This is a genomic window from Sphingobium terrigena (assembly GCF_003591655.1).
Lineage (GTDB): Bacteria > Pseudomonadota > Alphaproteobacteria > Sphingomonadales > Sphingomonadaceae > Sphingobium > Sphingobium terrigena.
In genome coordinates this window covers 181,146-196,827 of sequence record NZ_QVRA01000009.1, presented here as the reverse complement: position 1 = coordinate 196,827, position 15,682 = coordinate 181,146, and the positions used below count along the sequence as shown (strand labels likewise).

At 63.9% G+C, this 15,682-nt stretch carries 16 protein-coding genes; 8 read left to right on the top strand and 8 right to left on the bottom strand.

What is annotated here, in order from left to right; all coding sequences use genetic code 11:
• Positions 1-295: 295 nt before the first annotated feature.
• The gene (gene pobA / locus D0Z70_RS12310; protein WP_182913943.1) at positions 296-1,465 is read right to left on the bottom strand and encodes a 4-hydroxybenzoate 3-monooxygenase; all 1,170 of its coding nucleotides are present in this window, start codon (positions 1,463-1,465) and stop codon (positions 296-298) included.
• 206 nt (positions 1,466-1,671) lie between these two features.
• Here pobA and D0Z70_RS12305 point away from each other — a divergent pair, with 206 nt between their 5' ends.
• The 4 genes from D0Z70_RS12305 to D0Z70_RS12290 are packed head-to-tail and all read left to right on the top strand — an operon-like array spanning position 1,672 to position 4,697.
• Complete coding sequence (locus tag D0Z70_RS12305; protein ID WP_119746779.1) at positions 1,672-2,232, top strand: DUF3237 domain-containing protein; 561 nt, start codon at positions 1,672-1,674, stop codon at positions 2,230-2,232.
• Between the two features lie 17 nt (positions 2,233-2,249).
• A complete protein-coding gene (locus D0Z70_RS12300) occupies positions 2,250-3,557 on the top strand; it encodes an MFS transporter (protein ID WP_119746777.1) in 1,308 nt (435 codons plus the stop codon).
• Positions 3,558-3,565: 8 nt separating this feature from the next.
• Positions 3,566-4,438 carry a helix-turn-helix domain-containing protein gene (locus D0Z70_RS12295; protein ID WP_119746775.1) on the top strand — a complete coding sequence of 291 codons (873 nt, stop codon included), beginning with the start codon at positions 3,566-3,568 and terminating at the stop codon, positions 4,436-4,438.
• A gap of 31 nt (positions 4,439-4,469) precedes the next feature.
• Positions 4,470-4,697 carry a hypothetical protein gene (locus D0Z70_RS12290; RefSeq protein ID WP_119746773.1) on the top strand — a complete coding sequence of 76 codons (228 nt, stop codon included), beginning with the start codon at positions 4,470-4,472 and terminating at the stop codon, positions 4,695-4,697.
• 63 nt (positions 4,698-4,760) lie between these two features.
• Here the strand turns inward: D0Z70_RS12290 and D0Z70_RS12285 are convergent, their stop codons facing one another.
• From D0Z70_RS12285 to D0Z70_RS12260, 6 genes are all read right to left on the bottom strand, one after another.
• Positions 4,761-5,699 (bottom strand): Gfo/Idh/MocA family oxidoreductase, encoded by a 939-nt coding sequence (locus D0Z70_RS12285; protein ID WP_119746771.1) that lies wholly within the window; start codon positions 5,697-5,699, stop codon positions 4,761-4,763.
• A gap of 92 nt (positions 5,700-5,791) precedes the next feature.
• The gene (locus D0Z70_RS12280; protein WP_119746769.1) at positions 5,792-6,688 is read right to left on the bottom strand and encodes a class III extradiol dioxygenase subunit beta; all 897 of its coding nucleotides are present in this window, start codon (positions 6,686-6,688) and stop codon (positions 5,792-5,794) included.
• 1 nt (position 6,689) lies between these two features.
• Positions 6,690-7,142 carry a protocatechuate 4,5-dioxygenase subunit alpha gene (gene ligA, locus D0Z70_RS12275; RefSeq protein ID WP_119746767.1) on the bottom strand — a complete coding sequence of 151 codons (453 nt, stop codon included), beginning with the start codon at positions 7,140-7,142 and terminating at the stop codon, positions 6,690-6,692.
• Complete coding sequence (locus tag D0Z70_RS12270; protein WP_119746765.1) at positions 7,139-8,164, bottom strand: amidohydrolase family protein; 1,026 nt, start codon at positions 8,162-8,164, stop codon at positions 7,139-7,141. The genes ligA and D0Z70_RS12270 overlap by 4 nt, the downstream gene beginning before the upstream one ends.
• A 106-nt stretch (positions 8,165-8,270) precedes the next feature.
• Positions 8,271-9,224, bottom strand: coding sequence for an NAD(P)-dependent oxidoreductase (locus D0Z70_RS12265; RefSeq protein ID WP_239018902.1), 954 nt, complete (start codon positions 9,222-9,224; stop codon positions 8,271-8,273).
• Positions 9,225-9,287: 63 nt separating this feature from the next.
• Positions 9,288-10,439 carry a LysR family transcriptional regulator gene (locus D0Z70_RS12260; RefSeq protein WP_119746763.1) on the bottom strand — a complete coding sequence of 384 codons (1,152 nt, stop codon included), beginning with the start codon at positions 10,437-10,439 and terminating at the stop codon, positions 9,288-9,290.
• 106 nt (positions 10,440-10,545) lie between these two features.
• Here D0Z70_RS12260 and ligK point away from each other — a divergent pair, with 106 nt between their 5' ends.
• From ligK to D0Z70_RS12245, 3 genes are read left to right on the top strand one after another with little or no spacing between them, the layout of a single operon-like run.
• Positions 10,546-11,220 carry a 4-carboxy-4-hydroxy-2-oxoadipate aldolase/oxaloacetate decarboxylase gene (ligK, locus tag D0Z70_RS12255; RefSeq protein WP_119746761.1) on the top strand — a complete coding sequence of 225 codons (675 nt, stop codon included), beginning with the start codon at positions 10,546-10,548 and terminating at the stop codon, positions 11,218-11,220.
• Positions 11,213-12,268 carry a 4-oxalomesaconate tautomerase gene (locus D0Z70_RS12250; RefSeq protein ID WP_119746759.1) on the top strand — a complete coding sequence of 352 codons (1,056 nt, stop codon included), beginning with the start codon at positions 11,213-11,215 and terminating at the stop codon, positions 12,266-12,268. Before ligK ends, D0Z70_RS12250 begins: the two co-directional genes overlap by 8 nt.
• Positions 12,265-13,158 carry an amidohydrolase family protein gene (locus D0Z70_RS12245; protein WP_119746757.1) on the top strand — a complete coding sequence of 298 codons (894 nt, stop codon included), beginning with the start codon at positions 12,265-12,267 and terminating at the stop codon, positions 13,156-13,158. Before D0Z70_RS12250 ends, D0Z70_RS12245 begins: the two co-directional genes overlap by 4 nt.
• 13 nt (positions 13,159-13,171) lie before the next feature.
• Here D0Z70_RS12245 and D0Z70_RS12240 read toward each other — a convergent pair whose 3' ends face one another.
• Positions 13,172-14,635: a carboxylesterase/lipase family protein gene (locus tag D0Z70_RS12240; RefSeq protein WP_119746834.1), complete on the bottom strand. Its 1,464-nt coding sequence runs from the start codon at positions 14,633-14,635 to the stop codon at positions 13,172-13,174.
• Between the two features lie 261 nt (positions 14,636-14,896).
• Here D0Z70_RS12240 and D0Z70_RS12235 point away from each other — a divergent pair, with 261 nt between their 5' ends.
• Complete coding sequence (locus D0Z70_RS12235) at positions 14,897-15,649, top strand: SDR family NAD(P)-dependent oxidoreductase (RefSeq protein ID WP_119746755.1); 753 nt, start codon at positions 14,897-14,899, stop codon at positions 15,647-15,649.
• Positions 15,650-15,682: the final 33 nt, after the last annotated feature.

The window sequence follows — 15,682 nt, the reverse complement described above, 5'->3', positions numbered from 1 at the left end:
ATCCTTGCGTTTCGGAGGACTGCTCATCCACATCTGTTGGCGACCATTCAAAGCGCTACCTGCTGGCAGCGCCCCGTCCGGTGAACAGCCCTCTAGGTAACACCACAGATTCGGTCAACAGGGAAAATGGCCCCAGAACGATTTTTTGTTGAGAATGTTCATTAAAATGACGCCAAAACCCCTCAATCATCGGGCTTTGCACGCACTGAAACAACACATGGCGCAGGTGGCTTTTCACCCCGCCTGCGCCGTTTCCACCGCCTGATCGTGACCGAAACTGCGAATCAATCGGTGCCTACAGCGGCAAGCCCACGTAATTTTCCGCGATCGTCGTCTGCGCCGCCACGGACGAGGCGATATAGTCCAGGTCAGCGACCTGCATCCGCCGGTCGAACGCATCGCTGTCTGGGAAGCGGTGCATCAACCGGGTCAACTGCCAGGAAAAGCGCTCGGCCTTCCACACGCGCGCCAGCGCCTTGGCGGAATAGCCCGCCACCCCGTCGGCATCCCTGCGCCGGAAATAGCCAATCAGTGCCTGCGACAGATAATGGACGTCCGACGCGGCCAGGTTCAGCCCCTTCGCCCCGGTCGGCGGCACGATATGCGCGCTGTCGCCAGCCAGCATCAGCCGCCCGTGCCGCATCGGCTCGAACACAAAGGAACGCAGCGGCGCAATCGACTTTTCCAAAGCCGGGCCGCGCACCATATGCGCGGCCGCTTCCGGCCCCAGCCGGATCGCCAGTTCGTCCCACAGCCGGTCGTCGGACCAGTCCTCGACCTTCTCGTCCAGCGCCACCTGCACATAATAGCGGCTGCGCGTTTCCGACCGCATCGACGCCAGCGCGAAACCACGTTCGTGATTGGCGTAGATCAGTTCGTGATTGCAGGGCGGCACGTCGGCCAATATGCCCAGCCAGCCGAACGGATAGACTTTCTCATAGGCGGTTGCCACAGAAGCCGGGATCGCCTTGCGCGAGGGGCCATGGAAACCATCGCAACCGCACAGGAATTGGGCATCGATCCGGTGGGTCGTGCCGTCCTTGCTATAGGTCAGATAGGGCGCATCGCTATCTACATCATGCAACGCGACGTCGCCCGCATCATAGATAATCTCCAGACCACGTTCAGGCGCCGCCTCCATCAGGTCGCGCGTTATTTCGGTCTGGCCATAGACCATCACCTGCTTGCCAGTCAGCGCGGCGACATCGATGCGGATCAACCGCTCGCCATCAGCCAGATGAAAGCCGTCATGCGGCAGGCCTTCGGCATGCATCCGCGCGCCCAGCCCCAGCTGGTCCATCAGATCGGTCGTCGTCCGCTCCAGCACGCCCGCCCTGATGCGGCCCAGCACATAGTCAGGCGCGGCGCGCTCGACGATGACGGTGTCGATCCCTTCGGCCCGCAACAAATGGCCAAGCAACAGCCCGGCTGGCCCTGCGCCGATAATCGCAACCTGGGTTTTCATGATACGCCTCTCCTGCCGAACCAGATTTGCGCCGATCATGGCCTTTTGCCCGTCGCCATTACAGGGGCGGAGCAACCATATAGTTGGATGATTCAGCAGTCTTGTCGTACGAATATAGCGCAAACTTGATCGGCATAGCGGATTACCGCATGAAATGGTGCCAGAACCAATAATGGACGATCCGACATGGATGCGAGAGGAGAGACATGACCGACACCCTGCCCCGCCGCAGCCTGCTCAAGGCGATGCCGGGCCTCGCCCTGGCCGGTGCCGCCGCGCCCGCCATGGCCGCCGCGTCCGACGCACTGGCGACCCCGCCGCTCACCCTTGCCATGCGGCTGCGGGTGCTGATCGGCGTGCCGCAGGAACTGGGCACCGTCGATGGGGTGCGCAAGCGGGTCATTCCCATTACCGGCGGCAGCGTGGACGGCCCGCGCCTGACCGGCAAGATCCTGCCCGGCGGCGCGGACTGGCAGTCCATCCGCCCGGATGGGACTGCGGACATTCTCGCCCGCTATTCGATAGAGGCCAGCGACGGCGCCATCCTCTCGATCGTCAATCCGGGCTATCGCCACGGCCCTGCACCGGTGCTGGCGCGGATCGCGGCAGGCGAAGTGGTCGATCCCGCCCACTATTATTTCCGCACTACCCCGCGTTTCGAGGTGGCGAGCGATGGCCCGCACGCCTGGCTTGGCCGCACGGTCTTTCTCTGCACCGCTGCGCGCTATAGAGATCATGTGCGGCTCGATATTTTCGCGGTCGGCTGAAAATAAAAGGATTGAGGATGACGGGACCGGCAGCGGACATCCGGCAGCGACTGGATGAAGCGCCCATGGGGCGGCTTCAGATCATCGCGATCATATTGTGCGTCCTGCTCAATGCGCTGGACGGGTTCGATGTACTGGCGATCAGCTTCGCATCGCCCGGCATCGCCAAGGAATGGGGCGTGGAGCGCGCTGCGCTGGGCCTCGTCCTCTCAATGGAATTGATCGGCATGGCAGTCGGCTCCGTCCTGCTCGGCAATGTCGCCGACCGGATCGGCCGCCGCCCGACCATAATCTTCTGCCTCATCGTCATGGCGACAGGCATGGGCGCGGCGACGCAGGCTTGGGACGTCGTCTCGCTCTCGGTCATTCGGCTCGTCACCGGCCTTGGCATTGGCGGGATGCTGGCCTGCACCAATGCGATGGTCGCCGAACTGGCCAATGCCCGCACCCGCAGTCTGGCTGTTGCGATCATGGCGGCGGGCTATCCGGCGGGCGCGATCCTGGGCGGGTCGGTCGCTTCCCAACTGCTGGTCGCGGGCGACTGGCGCGACATCTTCCTGCTGGGCGGCATCGCCACCGCCCTGTTCCTGCCCTTCATCTGGTTCCTGCTGCCTGAATCGATCGGCTTCCTGCTGCAAAAGCGGCCCGACAACGCGCTGGTGCGGGTCAATCATGCGCTAGGTCGCCTCGGCCAGCCCCCGATCGACACCCTGCCGCCGGTTGACAGCAAAGCGCTCAAACCCTCCTTCGCCGCCCTGTTCGCCCCCGGCCTCGCCCGCACCACCATCCTGTTGACGCTTGGCTATTTCTGCCACATCATGACCTTTTATTTCATCCTGAAATGGGTGCCAAAGATCGTGGTGGACATGGGCCATGCCCCCTCGACCGCTGGCGGCGTGCTTGTATGGGCCAATGTCGGCGGCCTGCTGGGCGCACTGCTGCTGAGCGCGCTGAGCTGGCGGATCGCGATCCGACCGCTCGTTATCGTCGCCATGGTCGCATCGACCGTCATGGTAACATTGTTCGGGCAGGGCCAGACCACGCTGGCGGGTCTCAGCCTGATCGCGGCGATGGCCGGTTTCTGCACCAATGGCGCGGTCGTTGGCCTTTATGCGCTGGTCGCCCAGTCCTTCCCCACCGCCGTGCGTGCCGGGGGGACCGGGATCGTCATCGGCGTGGGCCGCGGCGGCGCGGCGCTGGGACCGATCCTTGCGGGTTTCCTGTTCAGCCTTAACGTCAGCCTGCCCTGGGTCGCCTTCGCCATGGCGCTCGGATCGCTGGTCGGTGCGGCGCTGCTGATCCCGCTGCGCGCCCGCACCAGCTGACACCGCCCATGGCAACCGCTCCGGTCCCCAGCTTCTACCTCTATGGCGAACCGCAGCGCAGCGTGGCGGAGGGGTTCGTCCATGTCGAAAGCCTGGACGACCGATCCCGCCCCAGCGAATGGACGATCAACCGCCATGTCCATCGCGACCTCAACCATATCATCCTCATCGCGCAGGGCGGTGGCGCGATGCAGGCGGAAGCGAGCGAATTCCGGTTCGACGCACCCTGCCTGCTGCTGGTCCCGGCCGGCATCATCCACGGCTTCACCTGGCACCGTGAGTCCAGCGGCCATGTCGCCACCATTGCCGCCGCCTATCTGCGCCATCTGGTCGCCCGCGACGCCGATCTCGCCCCGCTCTTTGCCTATCCCCATGCGGTGATGCTGCCACAGGCGGAGGGCGATGCCGCCGAAGCCGCGATCGCGCGCATGGCGCAGGAGCTTGGCTGGTCCGGCCCCGGCCAGCGCGCCGCGGTCGAATCCGCCCTGCTGCACCTCATGGTATTGGCGCTGCGCCACGCACCCCTGGCGCGACAGGCGCAGCCAGGCACGCCGCGTCAAGCCGCGCTCGTCGCCCGGCTGCGCGAACGGATCGAGCAGCGCTTTCGCCGGCGTGAGCCAGTGTCGGACCATGCCCGCGCATTGGGCGTCAGCCTCACCGCCCTGCGTCAGGCCTGCGCCCGTGTCGCGGGCACATCCCCCGCCCAGATGCTCGACGACCGTGCCCTGCTGGAGGCGCGCCGCCTGCTGCTCTATTCGCAAATGTCGGTGGCAGAGATTGCCTATGCCATCGGTTTTGAGGACCCGGCCTATTTCTCGCGCTTCTTCGCCCGCCATATCGGCCAGCCGCCCCGCACCTGGCGCGCCGCCAGAGACGGTTGAACCACCACGCCCCCTGCCCTATGCGTGAACCATGACCGTGGATAAGCTGACCGATCTGCTCGTGGCGAAATTGCTGCGCGACCATGGCAAGAGCAAACATCATTGGCGCAAGCTGATCGGCCCGATCCGCCTCTACAGCCGCGCCACCCATCCCCATTGCAACTGGTCGGTGACGCCGACCGGTGCCTTTGCCGACGTCGCCCGGCTCGAAACCCTGCTCGACGATCTGCGGCTGGCGCACCCCTTCGTCACAGCCTGACGCAAAAAGGGCGCAGCGGATGTTTCCGCCGCGCCCTTCCGTGCAACCCCGAAGGGAACCAGACTAGGCCAACTGCTGCTCCAGCTCGCCCAGCACGCGATAGCAATCGAACACTTTGGCGACGCTCGAATTGGGTTCGCGGCCTTCGCGGATCGCGCTGATAAATTCGCGGTCCTGCAATTCGATGCCGTTCATCGACACGGCGACCTTGCTCACGTCGATCGGCTCTTCCTTGCCATTCACCAGATCGTCGTAGCGCGCGATATAGGTGCCGGTGTCGCCGATATAGCGGAAGAATGTGCCGAGCGGCCCGTCATTGTTGAACGACAGCGACAGGGTGCAGATCGCCCCGCTCTCGCTCTTCAGCTGGATCGACATGTCCATCGCAATGCCCAGTTCCGGGTGGATCGGTCCCTGCATCGCGTGCGCCGAAACGATCTTGCCCGCCTGATAGGCGAACAGGTCAACCGTATGCGCCGCATGATGCCACAGCAGATGGTCAGTCCAGGACCGCGCCTCACCCTTGGCATTGATATTCTTGCGGCGGAAGAAATAGGTCTGAACGTCCATCTGTTGAATGTTCAGATCACCCGCCGTGATCAGATTATGGACATATTGATGGCTGGGGTTGAACCGCCGCGTATGCCCGACCATGCAGGTGAGGCCGGTTTCCTGCTGCTTGGCCAGCACCGCCTGCGCATCCGCCCAGCTGTCGGCCAGCGGAATTTCGACTTGGCAGTGCTTGCCCGCATCCATGCAGGCGATGGCCTGCGCCGCGTGCATTTGCGTCGGCGTACACAGGATCACCGCATCGACATCGTCGCGCGCCAGCGTGTCCGCAAGGTCAGTGGTCGCATGGCCAATGCCATATTTGTGGGCAATCGCCTGCGTCGCGTCCAGCCGCCGCCCAACCAGCGACGTCACGCTAACACCATCGATATTCTTCAGGCCATCCAGATGCTTTTCGCCAAAGGCGCCCGCACCAGCCAGGGCAATACGCATGGAAAACTACTCCATAATAAGCCCCTCCCTTTTAAGGGAGGGGGAAGGGGTGGGTGCGAGCGAAGCGAGCCTGCACCCATCTTGAAGGGGGTTTACTCCGCCGCGATAGCCGTCACCGTGTCACTCCCGGTCATGTCCAGCCCTTCGCCATTGTCGGGGCGCAGGACCATATGGCCGATCGCAGTGTTGGAGCAGGGCACGTGATAATGGCGGTGCAGCGCGCGGGTTTTCTTGCCCAGCGCGCCGCGCATCACCAGCCACATCACCATTTCAATGCCTTCGCTGCCGGTTTCGCGCAGATATTCGATATGCGGAATCCGGCGCAGATGGTCGCTGTCACCGACCAGACCGTCCAGGAACATATTGTCCCATTCCTTGTTGATCAGCCCCGCGCGCGGCCCCTGCAACTGGTGGCTCATGCCGCCCGTGCCCCACACCTGAACGTTCAGATCCTCAGGGAAGCTTTCGACCGCCTTGCGCACAGCCTCGCCCAGCGCCCAGCAGCGATTGCCCGACGGCGGCGGATAGGTGACGACATTGACCGCCAGCGGCACGACCTTGCATGGCCAGGCGTCGGGCTTGCCGAACATCATGGAAAGCGGCACGGTCAGGCCATGGTCGACGTCCATCTCGTTGATGATGGTCATGTCGAATTCGTCCAGCACCAGGCTCTGGGCGATATGCCAGGCCAGATCAGGATGCCCCTCCACGTCCGGCACCGCACGCGGTCCCCAGCCCTCGTCCGCCGATTTGTAGCGCTCGCCACAACCGATCGCGAAGGTCGGGATGATCTTCATGTCAAAGGCGGACGCATGGTCGTTATAGACCAGGATGATGACATCGGGCTTTTCCGCCTTCTCCCATTCCCGCGTCCAGTCATAACCGGCAAAGATCGGCCCGAAATAATCGTCGCGATCCTTGTTGAAATCCGACGCCACGCCCAGCAGCGGCACATGGCTCGACGCCACGCCAGCAGTTATCCGCGCCATATCAGCGATCCTCTTTCTTGGCCGCAGCGGCCGCTTCATTGGCCCTGATCGACCGCATACCTTCGGGCGATCGACCGCCAGCCATCATCATCGCGCGATATTCGGGAAATTCCATATCGGTCATCGTGCTGACCGCTTCGGCGAAGGGAAGGCCGTCGGTCGAAAACAGCTTCGCCAGGAAATAGACATTGCCGCCCAGATCCAGACAGCGATTATAATCGCGCGCCAGCAGCGCCAGCTTCTGGTCCTCGGTCAGCGGCCATTCGTCCATATAGGCGCGCTCGTCGGCCTTGAACCTTGCGCGATTTTCATCCTTCATCAGGCTCATCGCAAACTGGTTCATATGATAGCCCTGCCGCGCCCGCTTGGCGGTAAACACGCGGGTGCCGGGAATATCCTCCATCTCGGCCAGATATTCGTGAATATCCTGATGCCTGGGATCTTCTGTTATCATAGTCCCCTCTCCTTCAATTGCGCATCCAGCCGGGGAAAGACGCGACGGGCATTGCCCTCGAAAATGGCAGCCCGCTCGGCATCACTAATGTCCAGCGCATCGACATAGCGTTTGGTGTCATCGAAATAATGACCAGTCGTCGGATCGATCCCGCGCACCGCGCCGACCATTTCCGACCCGAACAATATATTCTTGTTGTCGATCACATCGGCCAGCAGGTCGATGCCCGGCTGGTGATAGACGCACGTGTCGAAATAGATGTTGTTCATCAAATGGGTCGACAGGTCGGGCTTCTTCAGCATGTCGGCCAGCCCGCGATAGCGCCCCCAATGATAGGGCACCGCACCGCCACCATGCGGGATGATGAAGCGCAACGTCGGGAAATCCTTGAACAGATCACCTTCCAGCAACTGCATGAACGCAATCGTGTCCGCCGCGATATAATAGCCGCCGGTCGCGTGCATCGCCGGGTTGCAGCTGCCCGACACATGGATCATCGCCGGGACGTCCAGCTCGACCATCTTCTCGTAAAAGGGATACCAGTAGCGATCGGTCAGCGGCGGATGAGTGAAATGCCCGCCGCCCGGATCGGGATTGAGATTGCAGCCGATAAAGCCCAGCTCCGTGACGCACCGCTCCAGCTCGGCAATGCTGTTGCGCATGTCGGCCTTGGGCGACTGGGGCAACATGCACACGCCAACGAAGGTTTCGGGGAACATCGCCACGACCCGCGCGATCAGGTCGTTGCAGCGGATCGCCCATTCCTTGGCCATCGCCTCATCGCCGACATGCGGCGCCATCGCCGATGCGCGCGGCGAAAAGATCGTCAGGTCCGCGCCGCGCTCCTTGATCAGCCGCAGCTGGTTCGCTTCGATCGTCTCGCGAATTTCAGCGTCGCTGATCTCAGGATAGGGCGGGCACGGCGTCCCTGCCTTGAACGCCGCCTTCTGCGCCTCGCGCCAGGCGTCATGCCCCTTGGGCAACACCGTATAATGGCCATGGCAATCAACAATCAGGCTCATCCGCGCTTATCTCCACAAACTTTCCGTCATCCCCGCGAAGGCGGGGATCCATCTCGCCCCAACCGCCTTGCAGCGAGCCGCCCAAAAACTTTCCCCGCAAACCCCGTCATTCCCGCGAAGGCGGGAACCCATCTCCCAACGCTTCAGCGAGCGCCAAGGCCGGAGATGGATCCCCGCCTTCGCGGGGATGACGAAGTGAAGAATCGCAAACCACCCCAATCTTCGCCCCCAACCCCTCCGGCACCACCTTCACCCCCAGCGCACCAATCGCCCGCTGCCGCTCGACCGTGCCGCGCGTCATCGCCGCGCCCGTGCCCAGCCCCTCCAGCGTCTTGACCACTTCCTCCATCTCGGCGGCGCGGCGCAGGCCATGCACCAGCATCCGGTCGAGATTATAGTCCGCCCGCTCGGCCCATGGCCTGGCCTTCTCGCTCGCATCGAGCGACGCCAGCACCTCGTCCAGCACGTCAGCCGCATCCGCCGCCAGCACACATTCGGCGGTCAGCGCCTCTATCCCCTTGACCATGACCGACCGGATCATCTTGATCGACGACGCCCGCCCGACATCCGCGCCAACAACGCGCGTCTTGGCAAAGCCCAATGCCTGCAACCGCGCTTCTGCAACCCCAGCCTTTTCACCGCTCAACAGCAACGGCACGTTCAGCCGCGCCGGATCGACCGGGGCCATGACAGCGACATCGACATAGTGCGCGCCTGCCGCCTCGATCGCCTGCGCCGCGGCCTGCTTGGTCTGCGGCGCGACACTGTTCATGTCGCAGAAGATCGCGCCGGGCGCGATCAACGCTGCCGCCGCCTCTGCCACGACAAGCGCCTGATCCGCCGTCACCAGCGACAGGATCAAATCCACGCCGTCCAGCGCATCTTCCATGAAGCGCGCGGGCAGCACGCCCGCCTGCGCATAGGCGGCCAGCATCGCATCGCGCGTGGTCGCGCATTCCGTCTTGACATCATAGACATGGGCGGCCGCTGCCCAGTCCCCTGCTAATGCAAAGGTGGACCCCGCTTCGCCAAACCCGATGAGACCGACTTCCTGCTCCATGCGAATGGGATGCCGGATTGAATCCGTAGTCGCCAATCATATCCGGGGTCTGAATATAAGATTTTACGAATTCATCTCTGCAACGGCCAGCTCGATCGCTACCATGAATTGTTGCTGCAACCGCGTCGGTCGCCAATCGGCCCGCCTGGTGAGGCCAATGGTGCGACTGATATCACCCGGAGCCGGGCCGATATCCGCCAGCATCCCGCTGTCCAGTTCGACCCGTAACTGATCGACCGACAACAAGGTCAGATAGTCGCCGCTCACCAGCAATTGCCGCACCGTCATCACCGATCCGCACTCGATCGGCACCGCAGGCAAGTTGCCCTCCAGCGCCGCAAACATCGCCCGCCACAATTGGCGCAGCGGCGTCCCTTCGGGCGGCAATATCCACGGAAACCGCCGCAGATCATCGCCATCCCAGCCCCGCTCCAGCGGATGGCCCGACCGCGCAAAAATGGTCGGCCGGTCCTCGAACAGGGGCAACTGGACCAGATCCTGCCCGATCGTCGCATCGCGCAACGCGCCGACCATCGTGTCGATCTCGCCATCGCGCAGCGGCCCCACAAGTTCGGCGTGCGATCCTTCCACCACGGATATGTCGACCTGCGGAAAGTCGCGGCGAAATCGGGTTATTGCCAGCGGCAGCAGCCGCGCCCGGCTGAGCGGCATAGCGCCTACCAATATCCGCCCGCTCTCCTGGCCCCGCAGTTCGGCAATCTCCTCCAGCCCCTGTCGCAGTTCCGCCAGCGCCAGCCGCAACCGCCGCGCCAGCGCCACGCCCGCGCGCGTCAGCATCAACCCCCTGCCCCGCCGCTCGGCCAACCGCACGCCCAGCGCCAGCCCCAGATCGCCCACCGCCCGGTGCAGCGACGGCTCCGCCACCCCGACCAGCGCCGCCGCCGCGGCATAGCTGCCCGCTCGCGCCAGTGCGACAAAGGCGCGGATTTGCGCTGCCGTCACCCGGCTGCTGCCAATCAGCCGCAAAGCGACCTCGACCCGCGGCTTGAAGCGCAATGCTACATCGGTCGGCATCATCCCGCCCGGTCGCCGCTCGAACAGCGCCGCGCCCAGTTGCGCCTCCAGCTTGGCGATCCCCTGCGTCACCGCCGGCTGGGTCAAATTCACCGCCCGCGCCGCCAGGCTGACACTCCCCTGATCGACCACCGCGACCAGCGCGGCCAAGTGCCGGATATTGAACTGGTCAGCTTCCATTTTTGACAATTAGCAAAATTTTATGTGTCCGCGCCATAACCGATTTGAGCATTGCGTTACATATGTCCATGTCACTGTCGGGTTTAGGTTAAGAGGAGCAGCGCCCATGTCCGGCATCGTCGTCCAGAATATCGAACGGGCGGACCTTTCCGTCATTGACGGCCTCGCCCAATGCGGCGTCGCCACCGTCCACGAAGCCCAGGGCCGCACCGGCCTCCTCGCCCCCCATATGCGCCCCATCTATCCCGGTGCCCGCATCGCTGGCAGCGCCGTCACCATCTCCGCGCCTCCGGGCGACAACTGGATGGTCCATGTCGCGATCGAACAATTGAAAGAGGGCGACATCCTTGTCCTCGCTCCCACCAGTCCCTGCACCGACGGCTATTTCGGCGACCTCCTCGCCACCTCCGCCCAGGCCCGTGGCTGCCGCGGCCTCATCATCGACGCGGGCGTCCGCGATCTGCGCGACTTGAAGCAGATGAACTTCCCGGTCTGGTCAAAGGCGGTCCACGCCCAGGGTACGATCAAGGGCACGCTGGGATCGGTCAACGTCCCCATCGTCTGCGCCAATGCGCTGGTCAACGCAGGCGACGTCGTCATCGCCGACGATGACGGCGTCTGCATCGTCCCCCGCGCCGACGCCGTGTCGGTGTTGGAAAGGGCCCAGGCCCGCGAAGCCGCCGAAGAAGCCAAGCGTGTCCGCCTCGCCGCCGGTGAACTCGGCCTCGACATCTACAGTATGCGCCCGCGCCTCGAAGAGATGGGCCTCAAATATGTTTGACCGCGCCCGCGTCATGTGGATGCGCGGCGGCACGTCGAAGGGCGGCTACTTCCTCACGGACGACCTGCCCGCCGACACTGCCGCCCGCGACACCTTCCTGCTGCGCGCCATGGGGTCGCCCGACCCACGCCAGATCGACGGCATGGGCGGCGCCGACCCGCTGACCAGCAAGGTCGCAGTTGTCAGGAGGTCGCAACGCGACGGCGTCGATATCGATTACCTCTTCCTTCAAGTGTTCGTGGATCAGGCGATCGTCAGCGACGCGCAGAATTGCGGCAATATCCTTGCCGGGATCGGTCCCTTCGCCATCGAGCGAGGCCTCGTTTCCGCGCAGCAGGACGAAACCCGCGTTGCCATCTTCATGGAAAATACCGGCCAGATCGCCATTGCCACGGTCCAGACCCCCGGCGGCATCGTCCGCTATGACGGCGACGCGAAGATTGACGGCGTCCCCGGCAGCGCTGCGCCGATCCCGCTGGAATTTCGCGACACCGCCGGTTCGTCCTGCGGCGCGCTGCTCCCCACCGGCAATGCTTTCGATATGGTGGAAGGTGTGCCGGTTACCCTGATCGACAATGGGATGCCCTGCGTCGTGATGAAGGCCAGCGATGTCGGCGTCACCGGCTATGAGGACCGCGACACGCTGGACAAAGACAGCGCGCTGAAAGCCCGGATTGAGGCCATCCGCCTCGCCGTGGGCGAACGGATGAACCTTGGCGATGTCCGCGAAAAGTCCGTCCCGAAGATGATGCTGGTCGCCCCGCCCCGCGACGGCGGTGCCGTCACCGTGCGCAGCTTCATCCCGCACCGCGCCCATGCCTCCATCGGTGTGCTGGGCGCGGTCAGCGTCGCCACCGCCTGCCTCATCGACGGGTCGCCAGCGGCCGAGGTCGCCAGCATCCCCGACGGCAACCGCAAAACGCTGTCGGTCGAACATCCGACCGGGGAAACCACCTGCGTCATGGAACTGGACGACAGCGGCACTGTCACCAGCGCCGCCATGCTGCGCACCGCCCGCAAGCTGATGGATGGAGAGATTTTCGCATGAGTGTCAAGGAAACCGGGCGCATCATAAGCTGGCACGGCAACCCGTCCAAGCCGCTCTACACCCCGCCGCCGGGCGCGATCGATGCCCATTGCCATGTGTTCGGACCCATGGCCGACTTCCCCTTCAGCGCGAAGGCGAAATATCTGCCGGAAGATGCCGGGCCGGACAGGCTGTTCGCCCTGCGCGACCATCTGGGTTTTGCCCGCAACGTCATCGTCCAGGCGAGCTGCCACGGCACGGACAATGCCGCGACACTGGATGCCATCGCCAAATCCAATGGCAAGGCACGCGGCGTCGCCGTGGTCGATCCCGCCATCTCCGACGCCGATCTCGCCGCCCTGCACGATGGCGGGATGCGTGGCATCCGCTTCAATTTCCTGAAACGTCTGGTCGATGACGCCCCCAAGGACAAATTCCTTGAAGTGGCCCAGCGCCTGCCCGCGGGCTGGCATGTCGTCATTTATTTCGAGGCGGATATTCTCGCAGAATTGCGGCCCTTCATGGACGCCATCCCCGTGCCGCTGGTGATCGACCATATGGGCCGCCCCGATGTGACCCATGGACCGGACGGCGTAGACATGAAGGCCTTTCGCGCCTTCCTCGACAGCCGGGACGACATCTGGTTCAAGGCGACCTGCCCCGACCGACTGGACCCCAATGGCGATCCGTGGAACAGCTTTGCCGATGCGATCGCGCCGCTGGTGGCCGACTATCAGGACCGGGTGTTATGGGGCACTGACTGGCCGCATCCTAATATGCAGGACGCCATTCCCGATGACGGCCATCTGGTCGACATGATCCCGCGCATCGCACCCACCGCCGAACTGCAACGCAAGCTGCTGATCGACAACCCCATGCGTCTCTACTGGCCCGAAGAGGTCAGCGCCTGATCGCCCGTTGGGGTCAGCCGGACAAGCCGACCCCGACATCATGTCCGGCCCATGCCCGCCAGCGATCCGTTTCCGGCCGCGCCTCGACGCGATCGGCCAGGTTGAAGATCATCACCTGCCCCTGACTGGCATCATAGGCAGGCCATGCCGCTTCGGGCCGACCATGACGCACGAAATGCGCAATGTGCCGCACCATCCGCTGCCCCAGCGCCGCGCGCCGTCCAGTCATCCGCCCGCCCCGCGCCAGCGCCGCGCGCAATCCCTGCATTGGCCACATAAGGGTCAGGTCCAGTCCGTGGGTCGCCCCGGCAATCGGGTGGGCATAATCGAACCGATAGAACCAGGTCGGGCTATGCGCGGCATGGCGGTCGGCAAAATGGCGGGTGGGCATGACGAAGGTCAGGTCGCTCGCCAGCGCGCGGCGCCCGGCCTTGGTCCGCGGATAGGTCGCCAATATCGCCTGTGCCCGATCCGCCCCCAATTGCCCATGCAACAGCGTTTCCAGCGCGGGCCAACTGGTCGGCAATATGTCGCCCGGCATCAGTTCAAACAACCGCACCTCATCGCGCGTCGCACCCGCCAGCAACGGCACGGGTGCGGCCTGTGCGGCATGAACATCCTCCATCGTCCCCGGCACCAGATCATCGTCCAGCCAGGGCGAGGCTGGAATCGTGCCGGGATTGGCCGCGCCCACCGCCGCCTGCGCCTCGAACAACCGGCGCAGATCCACCGTCTGCAACGCCGCAAGGCTCCGGCCATCATCGCCCAGAAAGGTGCGATATTGTCGCGCGATCGCCACGCTTTTGGCCTGACTATGGATCATGCTGACCGCACCGCTCTGCATGAGCGCCTGCTGGAAGAGCGGCCGCGCGGCATGAGCGTGGAGCAACAGCGACACCGACATCGACCCGGCTGACTGGCCGCCAATAGTCACCCGACCGGGATCGCCGCCAAAGGCGGCAATATTCGTCTGCACCCAGGTCAGCGCCGCAATCTGGTCGCGCAGACCAAGGTTGGAAGGAATGTCCGACGTTTCCAGCGCGGCCGCGAAGTTGACGAAACCCAGCACCCCGACACGATAGTTGATGGTGACGACGATGATCCGCCCCTCGCGCGCCAGCAGGGAGCCGTCATAGCCATTGCCGCTGCCCGCGACGAAGGCACCGCCATGGATCCACACATAGACGGGCAGACGTTCGCCCTCACCCAGATCATCAGGCGCGTAGATGTTGAGCATCAGGCATTGTTCGGAAAAATCGGGTTCGGCGATCCGCGCACGTTTGGCGGCATTGCCAAACATTTGCGGGCATTGCGGCCCCGGCATAGTCGCATCGCGCACGTCAGCCCATGGGGCCGTCGCCACCGGCGCGGCGAACCGGGCAGCATCGGCATAGGGGATGCCCAGCCAGCGGCGCGCACCATCGGCACTTGTTCCCCGAACCAAACCAGATTGTGTAGCAACGACCAACCCGTCCATGCCCTTGCCCTTCGACCGCTTTGCGCCGCGCTCCGTCCAGTGCCTACAGCATCGCTCTTGTTCCGATATCGGCGATAGCGGCATCGCGCAAGGCGGTGGGGAATGGCGACCAGACACCACTTTTCGTCCCCCGATCAGCGCTGGCGGCTTCGCTCTGGCGATCTCAATCAGCCCTTGCTTGACAGTGGGCAGCCCCGAGTTGATCACCCGCTCAAACACAGGTCCGGTCCACAGGGATCGAACGACAGGAAGGATTTGGCGATGACACGCTCTCTCAATGGCAAGGTGGCAATCGTGACGGGCGCAGGGTCGGGGATTGGCCGCGCCATCGCCATCCGGCTGGCAGAAGATACCGCGAAGATCGCGATCTGGGACATTAACGCCGAAGGGGCAGCCGAAACCGCCCGACTGGTCGAGGCGGCGGGCGGCACCGCCATAGCTTTGACCGTCGACTGTTCTGACAAGGCTGCGATCCAAGCCGCGGCAGAGGAAACCCGCGCGAAGCTGGGTCCGGTCGCGATTCTCGTAAACAATGCCGGGATCGCCCCCTTCACCCCCTTCATGGATATTGACGATGATCTGTTCGACAAGGTCATCCATATCAACCTGCGCGGCCCTTATCTGCTGACCAAGGAAGTGCTGCCCGACATGCTGGCCGCCGGGTGGGGCCGGGTGATCAACATCACGTCCTCCTCGGTCCAGTCCGGGTCGTTTGCGCAGGGCCATTATGTCTCGTCCAAGGGGGGCCTGATGGGCATGACCAAGGCGCTGGCGCTGGAATTTGCCGCCAGCGGCGTGACGTTCAACATGGTACCGCCCGGCTTCATCGACACACCGATGATGCGCGCAGCACCGATCGACGTGGAAGCCTTCGCCAAGACATTGCCGATGAAACGCGTCGGCAAGCCGGAAGATATTGCCGCCGCCTGCGCCTATCTGGCATCCGAGGAGGCCAGCTACATCACCGGCCAGACGATCAGCACCAATGGCGGTCGCTATATGGGGTCGCACTAAAGGAAGGGCTGGCAATGCTAGCGTGCCTTGCGT